We start from the raw sequence: 14,537 nt of genomic DNA, 5'->3' as shown, positions 1-14,537 counted from the left end.
CGTGCCGGCCTCACTGGGTAGGTCACCGTCGGGGGGACTTTCGATGAGTGAGCTACCGCGGCTGGTCAGGCCCATGATGGCCGTGCTGCGCCACGCCCTGCCGGCCGATGACGACGCCTACGGCTGGGAGCTGAAGTGGGACGGCGTGCGCGCCGTCGCGTACGTGGAGGACGGCGGCGTCGCGCTGATTTCGCGCAATGACAAGGACATGGCCGGCTCGTACCCCGAGCTCGCCGCGCTCGGCGGCATGGTGGACGCGCCGGTGATCCTCGACGGCGAGATCGTCGCCCTGCGGGAGGGCCGCCCCGACTTCGGGTTGCTGCAGTCCCGTATGCACGTGCAGCGCCCCTCCGCGCGGCTGATCTCCTCGGTGCCGGTCCGCTACTACGTGTTCGACCTGCTGCACCTGGACGGCCGGTCGTTCCTGCCGGAGCCGTACCCGGCGCGGCGCGAGGCGCTCGCCGGTCTGGGCCTGGACACCGGCCCCGCGTTCACGCCGCCGTGGTGGCGGGGCTGCGGCGAGGCCGTACGGGCCGCCAGCATCGACCAGGGTCTCGAGGGCGTCGTCGGCAAGCCGCTGACCTCCCATTACCTGCCCGGCAGGCGCGGACCGTGGATCAAGGTCAAGAACGTCCGTCACCAGGAGGTCATCGTGGCCGGCTGGACGCCTGGCGAGGGCCGCCGGGCGGACATGATCGGCTCTCTGGTCCTCGGCGTGTACGACGAGCACGGCCTGCGTTACGTCGGCAACGTGGGCACCGGCTTCACCCAGGCGGTCCTGCGCGACCTGGCCGAACGGCTCGCGCCGCTGGAGCGCGACGGCGACCCGTTCGACACGACCGTCCCCACGGTGGTCGCACGCAGCGCGCGCTGGGTCGAACCGGAGACCGTCGGTGAGGTCGCGTTCGCCGAGTGGACCGAGGACGGTCATCTGCGCCACCCGAGCTGGCGCGGCCTTCGCCCCGACAAGCTGCCCGAGCAGGTCGAACGCGAATCATGATCTCCGTTTCTCACCACGGTGGACCGGTCGATGAAGCGGAGCCGAAGCAGGTCTGAAGCCGCCCGTTGCTTACATCGGGTCGACGGGCGAACGCGTCGACCTCGGTTCGCCCCGGGGGCGCCGCTGTCGGCGCCGGAGGGTGGCGCGGGAGGCGCGTCGCCCAGCTCTTCCTCCGGAGCGGCGCCGACACCATCACCGGTCTGCGCACCCTCCCCGCGAGCGGTGACTACAACACCGTCACCGTCGGCGACTTCGGGGGACCGTGGGCAGCGTGTCTGGCGATCCCGAACCAGGGCGAGGTCTGCACCGCTCACGCCTGGTGACACGTCGCGACCGCCAAGAACACCGGGGGCCGATCCTTGCGTCCTGCGCATCGCGCAAAGGATCGGCCTCCGGCCGGCTTACCTGGTGAGTTCGGCCGGTTCGTCCAGCCGCGTCAGTCCGTGGACTCGCCAACTCAGGCGCCCCGCCAGGCGGGGCGCCGGTTTGACTTTGAGCGCACTTCAACTGGTTAGCTCGATCCATGGACTATGTGCAGCTAGGACGTACGGGGCTCAGCGTGAGCCGTCTGGTGCTCGGCACCATGAACTTCGGTCCGCAGACCGACGAACCCGACAGCCACGCGATCATGGACGCCGCGCACGACGTGGGGATCAACTTCTTCGACACCGCCAACGCCTACGGCTTCGGCGCGGAGCACAGTTACAAGGGCCGTACCGAGGAGATCATCGGTACCTGGTTCGCCCAGGGCGGTGGCCGCCGCGACAAGACCGTGCTGGCGACGAAGGTCAACGCCAACATGGCCTCGGGCGACGGCGACGTCTGGCCCAACCACCACAAGCTGTCCGCGGTCAACATCCGCCGGTCCGTCGAGGCCTCGCTGAAGCGGCTCGGCACCGACTACATCGACGTCTACCAGTTCCACCACGTCGACCGGGCGACCCCCTGGGACGAGATCTGGCAGGCGATGGACGTCCTGGTCCAGCAGGGCAAGGTCCTCTACGTCGGCTCCTCCAACTTCGCGGGCTGGCACATCGCCGCGGCCAACGAGGCGGCGGCGCGGCGTTCCTCCCTCGGGCTGGTCAGCGAGCAGTGCCTGTACAACCTGATGGAGCGCCGCGCGGAGATGGAGGTCATCCCGGCGGCGGAGGCGTACGGCCTCGGGGTGATCCCGTGGTCGCCGCTGCACGGCGGGCTGCTCGGCGGGGTGATCCGCAAGGAGCGGGACGGCGACCGCGGGCGTTCGAAGGGTGGACGCGCGGCGGCGGCGCTCGCCGACCCGGAGCAGCGGGCGCGGATCCAGGTGTATGAGGACCTCTGTGAGAAGTACGGCATGGAGGCCGGCGACGTGGGCCTCGCCTGGCTGCTCAGCCGGCCCGGCGTGACCGGTCCGATCGTGGGTCCGCGCACGCGGGCGCAGCTCGACTCGGCGGTACGCGCGCTCGGGCTGGACCTGCCGGAGGAGTTCCTGACCTCCCTGGATGAGATCTTCCCGGGCCCGGGGCCCTCGCCGGAGGCCTTCGCCTGGTAGCAGCGGGGCGGGTGCCGGGATCAGGCACCCGCCTCCTCGTGGGGCAGGGTGCTCCGCCGCGGCAGAACCCTCTCCAGCGCGCGGATGACCTGGGCGACGTGACGGCGGGTCGCCTGCTCGGCCGCCGCGGTGTCACCGGCGAGCAGCGCGTCCATGATCTCGCCGTGCTCCTCCAGGCCCGCCTGCGGGCGCCCCGGCACCGCGATGGTCAGGTTGTGGCCGAGCCGCAGCTGGGCGCCCAGCAGGTCCGCGACGGCCGTCAGCCGCCGGTTGGCCGAGCCCTGCCAGATGAGCCCGTGGAACTCCCGGTCCAGCTCCGCGTAGGCCTCCACGTCCCCGGCCGCGAGCGCGGCGCGCTGACCTTCGACCAGCTCGCCGAGCCGTGCCAGTAGCGCGGCCGGTCTCGTCCGCGCGATGTCGCGGGCGGCGAGGGCGTCGATCGCGGATCGCAGCTCGTAGATGTCGCGCATGTCGCCGGCCGTTAACTCGGCGACGAAGTACCCCGAGTGCTTGCGCGCGACGAGGAACCCCTCGCGTTCGAGGATCGCCAGCGCCGCCTTGACCGGGGTCGGCGAGATGCCGAGGCGTTCGGCGAACGGCCGCACCGTCACCCGCTCGCCGGGCAGCAGCCGCCGCTCCAGTACGGCCTCGCGCACCGCCTCGTACGCGGAGCGGACCAGGCTGCCCAGCTCCGTGGCGGGGTCAGTCACGGCGCGCTCCCCGGCGCATCGGCACCAGGCGGTGCCGGCTCCAGGGTTCGAGCTGGTCCGCGTGGTGCGGGTCGCCGGGACGGCCGGACGCACCGCCCGGGATGACCCAGCCCGACCCGTCCAGGTCGGCGAAGTCCAGCACCTGCCGGTACACCGACAGGTTGGTGATGGCGAACGACGTGCCCTCCGCCCAGCCGTACGCGCCGTTCTGGATCGTCTCGTTGTCCCCGCCGATCCCCGCGTCCGGCGGGTCGAGACGGGCGCCGGCCACCGGGTGCAGCGGATGGCGCGCGGCCGTACGGTGCGCCTGCCCCCAGGGCTGCGGTGCGTCGCCGTCGCCGCACGCCTGGTGCCAGGCCGCCTCGAGCGCGCCGGCCAGCAGGCCGTCACCGAGGGCGGCCGCCGGCCAGGTGCCGTCCTCTCCCGGCCAGGTGAGCGCGGCGAACCAGCGCCGCAGGAGCACCGGTACGCCGGGCAGGCCGGTGTCCATCAGCCAGGATCGCGCGGCGGCGCCGACCTCGGCGTCGAGGACACGCGGCGCCAGGGCCCGGCGGAAGCAGGCATGCACCAGGCCGACGCCGCTCTCGGCGCTCAGGTCGCCGCCACCGGCGGCGATCACCGAACGGGCGCGCTCGGCGGCACCGGTGTACGGGCCGCGGCCCGCGAGCAGCCCGGCCCAGCGGCGGGCCGCCACGGACACCGTGTCGCCCTGCCAGCCGACCATGTCGGCGGCGCCCGCGGCCTCCGCCGACGCGGCCAGCTCGTGGATCCGCTCGACCCGGTAGCAGTCGTTCATCGAGTGGGAGACGAACGGGTACTCGGCCGCCGTCACCGTGTTGTTGGCGGTCACGATGACGCCCTCGGGCGGGTCCTCGAACCTCGGCATCGACGCGAACGGCACCCGTCCGCGCCAGGCGTACCCGCTCTCCCACCCGGGCACCGGGACCTGCGCCGGCGCCAGGCTCGCGCGCGCGGGCAGCTCGCCGCGCAGCAGGTAGCCCAGGTGCCCGTCGACGTCGGCGGCGACCAGGTTGTTCAGCGGGTCGACCCAGCCCTCCTGCCCGTCCAGCAGGGCGCGGACGTCACCGGCCACGAGCATCCGCCGGAGCACGCCGAACTGCTCGCAGGCGCGGTCCGCGGCGGTCCAGCGCAGCGACAGTGCCGCGCCACCGGCCGGGTCGCCGTGCACGACCGGGCCGTTCGGGGTCTGCCAGCAGAGTTCGGTGTGCTCGTCACCGCCCCGTACGGCGATGCGCTCCTCGCGCGGCACCACGGGCTCCCAGCCGGTGGCCGTGCGCACCTCCGTGCCTCCGGCACGGAAGTGCTCGACGTACAGGTCCTGCGCGTCGCCCGCGGCGTTGGTGATCGCCCAGCCGACGCGGCCGTTGTGGCCGAAGTGCGGGAAGCCGGGGAGGCCGGGGAACGTGGCGCCCGACACGGTGAACTCCGGGCAGCTCAGATGGGCCTGCCAGTAGGTGTTCGGGGTGTCGAGGCCGCGGTGGGAGTCGTTGACCAGCAACGGCTTCCCGGAGCTCGTACGGCCGGGTCCGATCGCCCACGCGTTGGATCCGGCCTCCACCTCCGCGAGGAAGCCCAGGTGCCCGGCGGCGTCCTCGACGTCCTCGCGTGCCCGCTCGACCAGCGCGGCACGCGGGTCCTCGCGCGGGATGCGTCCCAGCGGGGGCACGGTCACCCGCATGCCGGGGAGCGGGCGCGGGTCCAGGGCGTCCGCCACGTCCGCGCCGAACCGGGCGCGCAGCACCGCTCGGGCGATCTTGTACTGCCAGGCGCCCATCAGCACATGCCGGATCTTGAACGCCAGCACGGAGTCCCGCGGGCTCCACTCCTCCCAGGCGACTCCGCCGACCTCGTACTCCGGCGGCAGGCCGGACTCCCCCACGAAGGCGTTCACCCCGTCGGCGTAGCTCTGGAAGGCCGCCGCCGTCACCGGATCCATCGCCGCCAGGTCCCGCTCGGCGGCGTCGGCCAGGCGGAGCCGGCGCGCCAGCCGGTCGGACGGGAGCGCGGACGGGCCGACGACCTGCGCCCATCTCCCCCGCGCGCGCCGGCGGTCGTACTCCAGCTGCCACAGGCGGTCCTCGGCGGCCGCCCACCCCAGCCCGAACCAGGCGAGCGTCTCGGTCTCCGCCTCGACGGAGGGAACGCCGTACTCGTCCCGGGTGATCGTCACGCCCTCCGGGAGGCTCATGCGGCACCGGCCTGGGCCGTCTCGGCGTAGTGGCAGGCGGCCTTCCTCCCGGCGCCCGGCAGTGCCCGCAGCGCCGGGTCCTCGGTACGGCATCGGTCGGTCGCGAGCGGGCAGCGCGGGGCGAAGGCGCAGCCCGTGTGCCCGCCGAGGGCACTGGGCGGCTCGCCGAGCGCGGTGACCGCCGCGGGCCGGTCGCGCACGCGCGGGCGCGGGGCGGCGGCCAGCAGGAGCTGGGTGTAGGGGTGGCGCGGGTCGGCGAACAGCTCAGCGGCCGTGCCCTCCTCGACGATCCGGCCGAGGTACATCACCGCGACCCGCTGGGCGAGATGGCGCACCAGGGCCAGGTCGTGGCTGATGAACAGGTAGGTGATGCCGCGCTCGTCCTGGAGCCTCCGCAGCAGGTTGACCACCTGCGCCTGCACGGAGACGTCCAGCGCGGAGACGGGCTCGTCGCAGACGACGAACTCCGGGTCGAGCGCGATCGCGCGGGCGATCGCCACCCGCTGGCGCTGCCCGCCCGACAGCTCGTGCGGGTAGCGGTCCGCGAGGGAGGGGGCGAGCGTCACCGTCTCCAGCAGCTCACGCACCCTGGCGCGCGTGTCCCCGCCGGTGTGGTGCACCCGCAGCGGCTCGGCGACGATCCGCTCGACGGTCATCCGGGCGTTGAGCGAGTCGTACGGGTCCTGGAACACCGGCTGCATCGCGCGGCGCAGCGTCCGCAGCTCACGGCGGCCCAGCTCGTACGCCTGCCGGCCCGCCACGCTGACCCTGCCCTCGTCGGGGCGCTCCAGCGCGAGGAGGAGGCGGCCGGTGGTGGACTTGCCGCAGCCCGACTCTCCGACCAGCGCGAGCGTGGTGCCGCGTTCGATGCGCAGGCCCACGCCGTCCACGGCGGTGAGCACGCCGCGCCCACGGACGGGATAGCGCTTGACCAGCCCCTCGGCCACCACAAGATCATCTGTCATGACGCGGCCTCCGTAATCGGGTGCCAGCAGGCGACGGAGCCGTCACCGGCGGGGGTCAGGTCGGGTCCGGTCAGGCACCGGTCGCTCGCGTGCACGCAGCGCGGCCGGAACGGGCAGCCCTCGACGTACTCGCCGACGGCGGGGACCTGGCCGGGGATGGTCGGCAGCTCGCCGGCGATCGGGCGGTCGGGGTCGGGCACCGACCGCAGCAGCGCGGCCGTGTACGGGTGCCGGGGAGAGTCCAGCAGAGTGCGGACCGGACCGGTCTCGACGACCCGGCCGGCGTACATCACCGCGACCCGGTCGGCGATCTCGGCGACCACGCCCATGTCGTGGGTGATGAACAGCAGGACCGTGTCGCGGGCGCGTTCGCGCAGCAGGGCGAGCACCTGCGCCTGCACGGTCACGTCGAGCGCCGTGGTCGGCTCGTCCGCGATCAGCAGGTCCGGCTCTCCGGCCAGCGCGATCGAGATCATCACGCGCTGGCGCATCCCGCCGGACAGCTGGTGCGGCATCTGCTTCGCGCGCGCCGCGGCATCCGGGATGCCCACCGACTCCATCAGCTCGACCGCACGACGCGTCCGCTCGGAGCGGCCCATGCGCGTGTGGATCGCCAGCACCTCGGCGATCTGCGTGCCCACCTGGGTGGTCGGGTTGAGCGAGCTCATCGGGTCCTGGAACACCATCCCGGCGCGGGCGCCGCGGATCCGGCGCAGGGCGCGTTCGTCCCTGCCGATCAGCTCGGTGCCGTCGAGCACGGCCGACCCGGAGGCGTTCGCGCCCTCGGGCAGCAGGCCCAGGAGCGCGAGCGCGGTGAGGCTCTTTCCGCAGCCGGACTCCCCGACGAGCGCGACCGTCTCGCCGCGGTCCGCCGTCAGGTCGACGCCACGCACCGCCTCGCGGCCGGCGCCGAAGTCGACCCGCACGTCGCTGAGCTTCAGGAACGCCGTCTCAGTCATGGGCGGGCCTGCCCAGCCGCTCGAGCGGGACCGCGCGTCCGCCGGTCGTGGTGCGGTGGTGTTCGGCCAGCTCCCGCACTGTCGGAACGCACACCTCGGGATCGGCGACGACCGGCGCGAGTAGTTCCTCCAGCACCGCGACACGTGCGGGACGGCCGGACAGCCAGGGGTGGACGGTGAGCATGCAGAGCGTGCCGTACCTCTTGGCGGCGGCGATCTCCGCGGCCCAGGCGTCACGGATCGGGCCGGTCGGCGTCGGGGGCCGCGGGTCGCCGCCGACGTAGCGGTAGTACGGGGCGTCGTCGGTCGCCCAGTCGACCGGGACCTCGACGACGCCGTCCACCTCGTACGGCCGGTCGTCGCCCATCAGGGAGCTGTCGTAGCCGATGCCCAGCGAGCGCAGGACGGGGAACACCTCCGCGGTCATGTCCCAGCTCGGGGAGCGGTAGCCGGCGGGGCGTTCGCCGCTGATCCCGGCGAGGGTACGCGCGGCCCGGTCGAGGGTCGCGCGCAGCTCGTCGGCGGTGAGACTCGTGGGCGGCTCGTGGCACCAGCCGTGCAGCGCGAGCTCGTGTCCCCGCCGGTGGACCTCGGCGACCTGTCCGGGGTACTCGGCCGCGATCCAGCCCGGCACGAACACCGTCGCCCGCAGTCCCAGCCCGTCCATCATGGCCAGGAGGTTCTCGATGCCGCGGCGCGGGCCGTAGCGGCGCTGTTCGAGCTCGCCGACGGCCGGGCCGCGGGTCTGCCGGCTGCGCCACAGGTACGGCGACTCGCCGTCGAAGTCCAGCGTGAGGCACACCGCGGCCCGCGTGCCTCCCGGCCATGGATAGGTCATGTCGCGCTCACTCCGGTCGGGGTGAAGTCGCCGGCGGTGCGGCCACCGTCGACGTCGAGCGTGGTGCCGGTGACGAACGAGGCCGCGCCGGAGCACAGCCACAGGATCGCCGCCGGCGCGTCGTGCGGCCCGGACGTACGGCCCAGCGGGATCGCCGCGCGCATCTTGGCGACGTGCTCGCCGGGCAGGGCGCTGACCTCACTGCCGGGCGCGAAGCCGGGGCCGACCGTGTTCACCCGGATCCCCGCCTCGGCCGCCTCCATGGCGAGCCAGCGGGTGAGCATCTCCAGCGCGGCCTTGCTCGCGGCGTAGACGCCACCCGTGCGTGTCGTGCGCCGGGCCGCCCCCGAGCCGATGTTGACCACGCAGCCGCGGACGCCCGTACGGGTCATCGTCGCGATGACGTGCCGCGCGAGCTGGTACGGCGCGACGACGTTGACGTCGAGGATCCGCTCCACGGCGGCCCGCTCGGTCGTCGCCAGTGGCGTGCGCGGGTAGACACCGGCGTTGTTGATGAGGATGTCGGCCGTGGGCCAGCGGCCGTCCACCGCCGCGAGCAGGCGCTCCACCCCGTCGGCGGTGCTCAGGTCGGCGACGGCCGTGTGCGCGCCGAGGGTCTCCCCCAGCTCGGCCAGGGGCTCGGCGCGGGCGTCGGACAGCAGCAGCTCGGCGCCGCACGCGTGGAAGGCCTCGGCGGTCCACCGTCCGATCAGCCCCGCCGCGCCGGTGATGAGCACCCGCCTGCCGGCGAACTCCTCCCCGTAGTCCAAACTCATGCCGTCACCTCCGCGGTCCTGGTTCGCCGTAGCAGCCGGCGGCGTGAGACGGCCGCGCGTTTCTCCGGGTCCAGCCGGTCGCGCGCGGCGTCGCCCAGCAGGTTCACCGCGAGCACGAGGACGAACAGCGCGATGCCGGGGAACGTGGCCAGCCACCAGGCCGTGGCGATGTACTGCTGCCCGTCGGACAGGATCGAGCCCCAGGAGGCGGTCGGCGGCTGCACACCCAGGCCGAGGAAGGACAGTGACGCCTCGTAGACCACCATCAGGCCGAACTCCAGCGTGCCCACCACGATCGCCACGGGCAGCACCTCGGGCAGCACGTGGCGGACCACGATCCACCGGCCCGGCGCCCCGGTCGCGGTGGCGGCGCGGACGAAGCCGCGGCCCCGGGTCTGCAGCGTCGTCGAGTAGGCCACCCGCGCGTACCTCGGCCAGCGCACCATCGCCAGGCAGACCACGACGTTGACCAGGCTGGGCCCCAGCACCGCGACGACGAGGATGGCCAGCAGGAAGAACGGGACGGAAAGCACGATGTCGACGACGCGCATGATCACGGCGCCGAGCCAGCCGCCCCGCCAGCCCGCGACCAGCCCGAGGGCGACGCCCACGACACCCGCGACCACGACCGCCGCGGCGGCGACGAGCAGCGACACGCGTGTGCCGTACATGGTGCGGGACAGCACGTCGCGGCCCAGCGCGTCGGTGCCCATGAGGTGGTGCGCCTGGGGCGGCAGCAGCCGCTGCGCGAGCGTCACGGCGTTCGGATCATGCGGGGCGAGCAGCGGCGCGAAGACCGCCACGACCAGGTAGAGGCCGATCACCACGAGGGGGACGGTGAGGCGTGACCTGGCGTTCATGCGCTATCTCCTCGGGTGGACACGCGCCGGTCGATGACGCCGTACAGCAGGTCGGTGGCCAGGTTCACCACGACGTACACGGCGGAGGCGAGCAGGACGATCGCCTGCACCACCGGGAAGTCGCGCGCGGCCACGGACTGCACGGTGAGCTGGCCGAGTCCCGGCCAGGCGAAGATGACCTCGGTGACGACCGCGCCGCCGAGGAGGTTCGCCAGCTCCAGGGCGGCGACGGTGAGCACCGGGATCGCGGTGTTGCGGGCGAGGTGGCGGGTGACCAGCCGCCAGGTCCCGGCACCCTTCGCACGTGCCGTGCGCACGTAGTCCTGGGCGAGCTGTTCGAGCATCGCCCCGCGGGTCACCCGCGCGATGGCGGCGGCCGAGAGCGAGGCGAGCGTGACGCTGGGCAGGATCAGCGAGAGCGGGCCGTCGTACCCGGTGGAGGGCAGCCACCGCAGGCCGACCGAGAACGCCAGGACGAGCAGCAGGCCGGTCCAGAACGCCGGCATCGCCTGCCCGGCCAGCACGATCGGCATCAGCACGCGCTCCTGCCAGCGGCCGCGTCTCAGCGCGGTGACCGCGCCGACCGTGACGCCGAAGAGCAGCGACAGGACCAGCGCGGCGACCGCCAGGTTCGCGGTGTAGGGGATCCGCTCGGCGAGCAGGGCGGTCGCGGGACGGTTCTGCACGTAGGAGTAGCCCAGGTCGCCGCGTACGGCGTGCCCGAGGAAGGTCGTGTACTGGTGCCAGAGCGAGTCGTTCAGCCCGAGCCGGTCGCGTACCCGCTCGATGTCGGCGGCCGTGGCGCCCTCGGGCACCAGCAGCCGCGCCGGGTCGCCGGACAGCCGCAGCGCGAAGAACACGATCGTGACCACGCCGAACAGGGCGAGCAGCGCCTGCCCGATCCGGCCGGCGAGGTAGCGCGGTGTCGCGGGGAGGGCGGCGAGCCGCCGCCGCGGAAGGACGGCCGTCATCTGCGCACCTTCATCGCGTCGAGGTAGAAGCTCTCCTGAGCGTCCGGGGTCCAGCTGACGCGGGAGTTCGCGCCGTAGATCGCGTAGTCCTGGAACAGGCCCAGGCCGGGCAGGTCGCGGGCCAGGATCCGGAACGCCTCGTCGTAGAGCGCGGTCCGCCGCTTGGGGTCGATCACCGTTCGGGCCTGCTCGACGAGCCTGTCGAAGGCCGGGTTCGTATATGAGCTCCAGATCCCGCCGGTGTGGAACAGCGGGTAGATCACGCCGTCGGCGTCCAGGCAGGCGCACGACCAGCGGCCGAAGCGCAGCGAGCCCCAGTTGTGGCCGGGGTCCTGGACCTTCTTCAGGTACGTCGGCTGGTCGGTGCTGCGGATCTGGACCTTGAGGCCGACGGCGGCCAGGTCGGCCTGGATCGCCTGCACGATCTGCGGGTTGAACGACGGGGAGGTGTCCATCACGACCGTCCTGCCCTTGGCGCCCGCCTGGGCGACCAGTCGCCGTGCGGTGGCCGGGTCGTACCGGTCGTCCGGCAGCGCCTTGTCGTAGCCGAACGCCAGCGGGGTGAGCAGCGAGTTGATCGGCTTGGCGTAGCCGCGCTGCAGGTTCTTGATCAGCGCGTTGTAGTCGATCGCGGCGGCGATGGCCTGCCGCACGCGCGGGTCGTTCGCCGGGCCACCCTTGATCGTGTTGAAGGCCAGGTAGGCGATCCGCTCGGTGGGCGTGGACAGGACGGCGAGCTTGGGGTCGCGCTTGATCTGGTCGGCGGCGTCGGGCGTGAGCGTGGTGGCCAGGTCCGCCTTGCGCGACTGCAGGTCGACGACGCGGCTCGCGACGCTCGGCACCGCGCGGAACACCGCCGCGCGCACGCTCGTACGCGGGCCCCACCAGAGCGGGTTGGCCTTCAGCGCGACCTGGGAGCCCGCGGTGGCCGACTCGAGCATGTACGGGCCGGAGCCGACCGGCTTGGCGGCGAACTTCTGCTCACCGGCCTTCTCCACGTAGTGCTGCGGGACCACCGACAGGGTCGTCAGGTACGTCAGCAGGGTCGGCGCGGGCCGTGCGGTGTGGATGACCAGGTCGGCGCCGTCGGTGGTGGCCTTGCTGATCATCGAGAAGTTCGCGAACTGCTGGCTGGCGAACTTCTTGTCCAGGATCCGGTTGATGCTGAAGGCCGCGTCCACGGCGGTCAGCGGGCTGCCGTCGCTGAACCTCACGTCGCGGCGGATCGCGAACCGCCAGGTCGTCGCGTCGGTCTGCCGCCAGGAGGTGGCGATCCAGGGCACCAGGGCCTGGGTCCTGGGGTTCCGGCGCAGGAGCTGGTCGAAGATGTTGCGGTACACCGCGTAGGTGTCGGCGTCGTACTGCTTGCCGGGGTCCAGGGTGGACGGGTAGTTCGCGGTGTCGATGACGAGGGTGCCGGGGTCCCGCCCCGCGGTGGCCGGGTGGATGCCGCATGCCGCGGTGGCCAGCGTGGCGAGGGCCGCCAGGCAGGCGAGGACGGTGCGGCGGCGCCCGCCCGGATGGTCGCGCTCGACCGGATCCAATTTCTCAGCCCCGGCCCGGGATGCGGCCGTCTTTGGCGAGCAGCGGCACGTCGACCCGTACGGTCTCGGGGTACTTCACGCCCGTGCCGGTGTTGAGGACGACGACCTCCTCGTCCGCGCCGATCCGGCCCGACTCCCGCAGCGGCTCGAGCGCGGCGAAGCAGGCCGCGCCCTCGGGGCAGATGAAGGCGCCCTCCAGCTCGGCGAGCTCGGCCTGCGCGGCCAGGAGCTGCTCGTCGGTGACCGCGATCGCGGTGCCACCGGTCTCATAGACCGCGTCCAGCACGAGGAAGTCGCCCAGCGCCTTGGGCACGGTGATGCCGAAGGCGACGGTACGGGCGTTCGCGAACGGCTCGCTCTCCCTGGCGCCCTTCTCGAACGCCCGGACGATCGGCGCGCAGCCGGTGGCCTGGACGGCGATCAGCCGGGGCAGGTCGCCCTCGACCCAGCCCAGCTCCCGCATCTCGCGCAGCGCCTTGTGGATGCCGATGATGCCGACGCCGCCGCCGGTGGGGTACAGGATGACGTCGGGCATCCGCCAGCCGAGCTGCTCGGCGATCTCGTAGCCCATGGTCTTCTTGCCTTCGAGGCGGTAGGGCTCCTTGAGCGTGGAGACCTCCTGGTAGCCGGCCCGCTCCCCCACGGCGGCGCCGACCAGTTTCCCCGCGTCGCCGATGAGGCCGTCGACCCGGTACAGCTCCGCCCCGGCGATCTGGCACTCGGCCATCGTGATCGGGGGCGCGTCGTCCGGCATGGCGATCAGGCTCCCCATCCCGGCCCGCGCCGCGTACAGCGCCCACGCGGCACCCGCGTTGCCGTTGGTCGGCATGGCCACGCCCTTGACGCCCAGCTCGGCGGCACGCGACACGCCGACCGCGGCGCCGCGGGCCTTGAAGGTGCCCGTGGGCACGAGGCCCTCGTCCTTCATGAGCAGCCGTGTCAGGCCGGCGCGGCGGCCGTACGCGCGCATCGGCAGCAGCGGCGTCATCCCCTCACCGAGGCTGACGACGTGCCGCTCGTCGCGTACCGGGAGCACCTCGTGGTAGCGCCAGAGATCGGGCACACGCCCGGCGATGTCCCGAGGGGTCACCGTGTCACGTACGCGCTCCAGGTCGTACCGGGCCAGCAGCGGCGCACCGGCGGAGGACGTGCCCTGAACGGCGTCGGCGTCGTAGCGCTCGCCGGTCCGGGAACACTCCAGATGGCTGAGGAACGAGTAGGCGGACGAGGGGGTCACGGCGTCTCCTCGCGACGGGTGCTACGCGGAGCCGCAATTTTGGATCCAAAATCGGACAGACGTCAACACTCCGTCCACGATCTGGACATCTCCGGATGACTTGATCACCAGCCGATGGCGCCCCCTCGAGTCCGCGGAAAGATCTCAGCCGGTGAAGAATTCGGTGATGACGGGGACGATGGTCGCCGGGTCGACGTTGTGCGGCTGGCCGGAAAGAGTACGGCGTAGCGGATCGGGCAGCGCGGCGGCGATCGCCTCGGCGGCGGCGCTGATCCACGGGGTCGTGGCGCCGTCGACGACGATCGCGGGCGCGCTGATGGCGGCCAGCCGGGCGTCCGGCACGGAAAAGTCCCCGGCGATGTCGGCGTCGTAGGCCAGGACGGGAGCCATGGGGAACATCGCTTCCCAGAACGGGCCGGCCTTCATGCCCGCGACGAACTCGGCCGGCATGAGTGCCGCGTCGAGGAAGAACCGTTCGAGCATGTCACCGTGGCGGCCCTCCGCGAGCGCGGCGTACTGCTCGTCGCGATAGCCGGCGGGGATGGCCGGCCGGGCGCCGGGCAGGACATAGGGGACCTCCCACAGCGCGAGCCTGGTGATGGGCAGACCACGGGCCGCGGCCTCGATGGCGATCATCCCGCCGCCGGAGGTGCCGTAGGCCATCGCCGAGCCGCCCGCTTCGGTGATCAGGGCTTCGAGGTCCTCGTACTCGCGGTCGGTGGAGTAGGGGGCGGTGTCCCCGCTCTCGCCCCGGCCACGCCGGTCGTAGTTGTAGACGGTGAAGTCTTCTGCCAGCAGTTCGGCCAGCGAGTCGTTGGCCGACCGGTCGACCGGCCCGCCGCCGATCACGATGACCGCCGGGCCCGAGCCCGCGCGGTCGTAGGCGATGGGGGTGCCGTCCTTGGAGATGATCTGGTTCATCGTTGCCTTTCCTGGA

The 14,537-nt window shown here is 72.9% G+C and carries 13 protein-coding genes; 2 read left to right on the top strand and 11 right to left on the bottom strand.

The window, feature by feature from the left end; all coding sequences use genetic code 11:
- Positions 1-43 precede the first annotated feature (43 nt).
- Together ligD and FB559_RS41855 are read left to right on the top strand one after the other, a co-directional pair.
- Complete coding sequence (ligD, locus tag FB559_RS41860; RefSeq protein ID WP_221640727.1) at positions 44-1,000, top strand: non-homologous end-joining DNA ligase; 957 nt, start codon at positions 44-46, stop codon at positions 998-1,000.
- 523 nt (positions 1,001-1,523) lie between these two features.
- Positions 1,524-2,531 carry an aldo/keto reductase gene (locus tag FB559_RS41855; protein ID WP_141963531.1) on the top strand — a complete coding sequence of 336 codons (1,008 nt, stop codon included), beginning with the start codon at positions 1,524-1,526 and terminating at the stop codon, positions 2,529-2,531.
- Positions 2,532-2,551: 20 nt separating this feature from the next.
- Here the strand turns inward: FB559_RS41855 and FB559_RS41850 are convergent, their stop codons facing one another.
- The 11 genes from FB559_RS41850 to FB559_RS41800 form a co-directional block, all read right to left on the bottom strand.
- Entirely contained in the window at positions 2,552-3,241 is a 690-nt protein-coding gene (locus FB559_RS41850; RefSeq protein WP_185792747.1) for a GntR family transcriptional regulator, read from the bottom strand.
- On the bottom strand, positions 3,234-5,450 hold the full coding sequence (locus FB559_RS41845) for a penicillin acylase family protein (protein ID WP_185792746.1): 2,217 nt from the start codon (positions 5,448-5,450) through the stop codon (positions 3,234-3,236). Before FB559_RS41845 ends, FB559_RS41850 begins: the two co-directional genes overlap by 8 nt.
- Positions 5,447-6,415 carry an ABC transporter ATP-binding protein gene (locus tag FB559_RS41840; protein WP_141963525.1) on the bottom strand — a complete coding sequence of 323 codons (969 nt, stop codon included), beginning with the start codon at positions 6,413-6,415 and terminating at the stop codon, positions 5,447-5,449. Before FB559_RS41840 ends, FB559_RS41845 begins: the two co-directional genes overlap by 4 nt.
- Complete coding sequence (locus tag FB559_RS41835) at positions 6,412-7,374, bottom strand: ABC transporter ATP-binding protein (protein ID WP_141963523.1); 963 nt, start codon at positions 7,372-7,374, stop codon at positions 6,412-6,414. The genes FB559_RS41840 and FB559_RS41835 overlap by 4 nt, the downstream gene beginning before the upstream one ends.
- Positions 7,367-8,212 carry a polysaccharide deacetylase family protein gene (locus tag FB559_RS41830; protein WP_141963521.1) on the bottom strand — a complete coding sequence of 282 codons (846 nt, stop codon included), beginning with the start codon at positions 8,210-8,212 and terminating at the stop codon, positions 7,367-7,369. The genes FB559_RS41835 and FB559_RS41830 overlap by 8 nt, the downstream gene beginning before the upstream one ends.
- The gene (locus FB559_RS41825; RefSeq protein ID WP_221640726.1) at positions 8,209-8,988 is read right to left on the bottom strand and encodes an SDR family NAD(P)-dependent oxidoreductase; all 780 of its coding nucleotides are present in this window, start codon (positions 8,986-8,988) and stop codon (positions 8,209-8,211) included. The genes FB559_RS41830 and FB559_RS41825 overlap by 4 nt, the downstream gene beginning before the upstream one ends.
- A complete protein-coding gene (locus tag FB559_RS41820; protein ID WP_141963519.1) occupies positions 8,985-9,848 on the bottom strand; it encodes an ABC transporter permease in 864 nt (287 codons plus the stop codon). Before FB559_RS41820 ends, FB559_RS41825 begins: the two co-directional genes overlap by 4 nt.
- Complete coding sequence (locus tag FB559_RS41815; protein ID WP_141963517.1) at positions 9,845-10,819, bottom strand: ABC transporter permease; 975 nt, start codon at positions 10,817-10,819, stop codon at positions 9,845-9,847. Before FB559_RS41815 ends, FB559_RS41820 begins: the two co-directional genes overlap by 4 nt.
- A complete protein-coding gene (locus tag FB559_RS41810; protein WP_141963515.1) occupies positions 10,816-12,363 on the bottom strand; it encodes an ABC transporter substrate-binding protein in 1,548 nt (515 codons plus the stop codon). The genes FB559_RS41815 and FB559_RS41810 overlap by 4 nt, the downstream gene beginning before the upstream one ends.
- Positions 12,364-12,367: 4 nt before the next feature.
- Positions 12,368-13,600, bottom strand: coding sequence for a threonine synthase (locus FB559_RS41805; protein WP_141963513.1), 1,233 nt, complete (start codon positions 13,598-13,600; stop codon positions 12,368-12,370).
- A 144-nt stretch (positions 13,601-13,744) separates the two neighbouring features.
- A complete protein-coding gene (locus FB559_RS41800; RefSeq protein WP_141963511.1) occupies positions 13,745-14,521 on the bottom strand; it encodes an alpha/beta fold hydrolase in 777 nt (258 codons plus the stop codon).
- Positions 14,522-14,537 lie beyond the last annotated feature (16 nt).

Origin of the sequence: Actinoallomurus bryophytorum (genome assembly GCF_006716425.1) — a bacterium.
Taxonomy (GTDB): Bacteria; Actinomycetota; Actinomycetes; order Streptosporangiales; family Streptosporangiaceae; genus Actinoallomurus; species Actinoallomurus bryophytorum.
Note: the sequence above shows the minus strand (reverse complement) of the source record. Positions and strands in the feature narration are given on the sequence as shown.

Bases quoted from the DNA above. Each gene is read 5' to 3' on its own strand.
- ligD (WP_221640727.1), top strand. From the start codon at position 44: ATGAGTGAGCTACCGCGGCTGGTCAGGCCCATGATGGCCGTGCTGCGC.
- FB559_RS41855 (WP_141963531.1), top strand. From the start codon at position 1,524: ATGGACTATGTGCAGCTAGGACGTACGGGGCTCAGCGTGAGCCGTCTG.
- FB559_RS41845 (WP_185792746.1), bottom strand. From the start codon at position 5,450: ATGAGCCTCCCGGAGGGCGTGACGATCACCCGGGACGAGTACGGCGTT.
- FB559_RS41840 (WP_141963525.1), bottom strand. From the start codon at position 6,415: ATGACAGATGATCTTGTGGTGGCCGAGGGGCTGGTCAAGCGCTATCCC.
- FB559_RS41835 (WP_141963523.1), bottom strand. From the start codon at position 7,374: ATGACTGAGACGGCGTTCCTGAAGCTCAGCGACGTGCGGGTCGACTTC.
- FB559_RS41830 (WP_141963521.1), bottom strand. From the start codon at position 8,212: ATGACCTATCCATGGCCGGGAGGCACGCGGGCCGCGGTGTGCCTCACG.
- FB559_RS41825 (WP_221640726.1), bottom strand. From the start codon at position 8,988: ATGAGTTTGGACTACGGGGAGGAGTTCGCCGGCAGGCGGGTGCTCATC.
- FB559_RS41820 (WP_141963519.1), bottom strand. From the start codon at position 9,848: ATGAACGCCAGGTCACGCCTCACCGTCCCCCTCGTGGTGATCGGCCTC.
- FB559_RS41815 (WP_141963517.1), bottom strand. From the start codon at position 10,819: ATGACGGCCGTCCTTCCGCGGCGGCGGCTCGCCGCCCTCCCCGCGACA.
- FB559_RS41800 (WP_141963511.1), bottom strand. From the start codon at position 14,521: ATGAACCAGATCATCTCCAAGGACGGCACCCCCATCGCCTACGACCGC.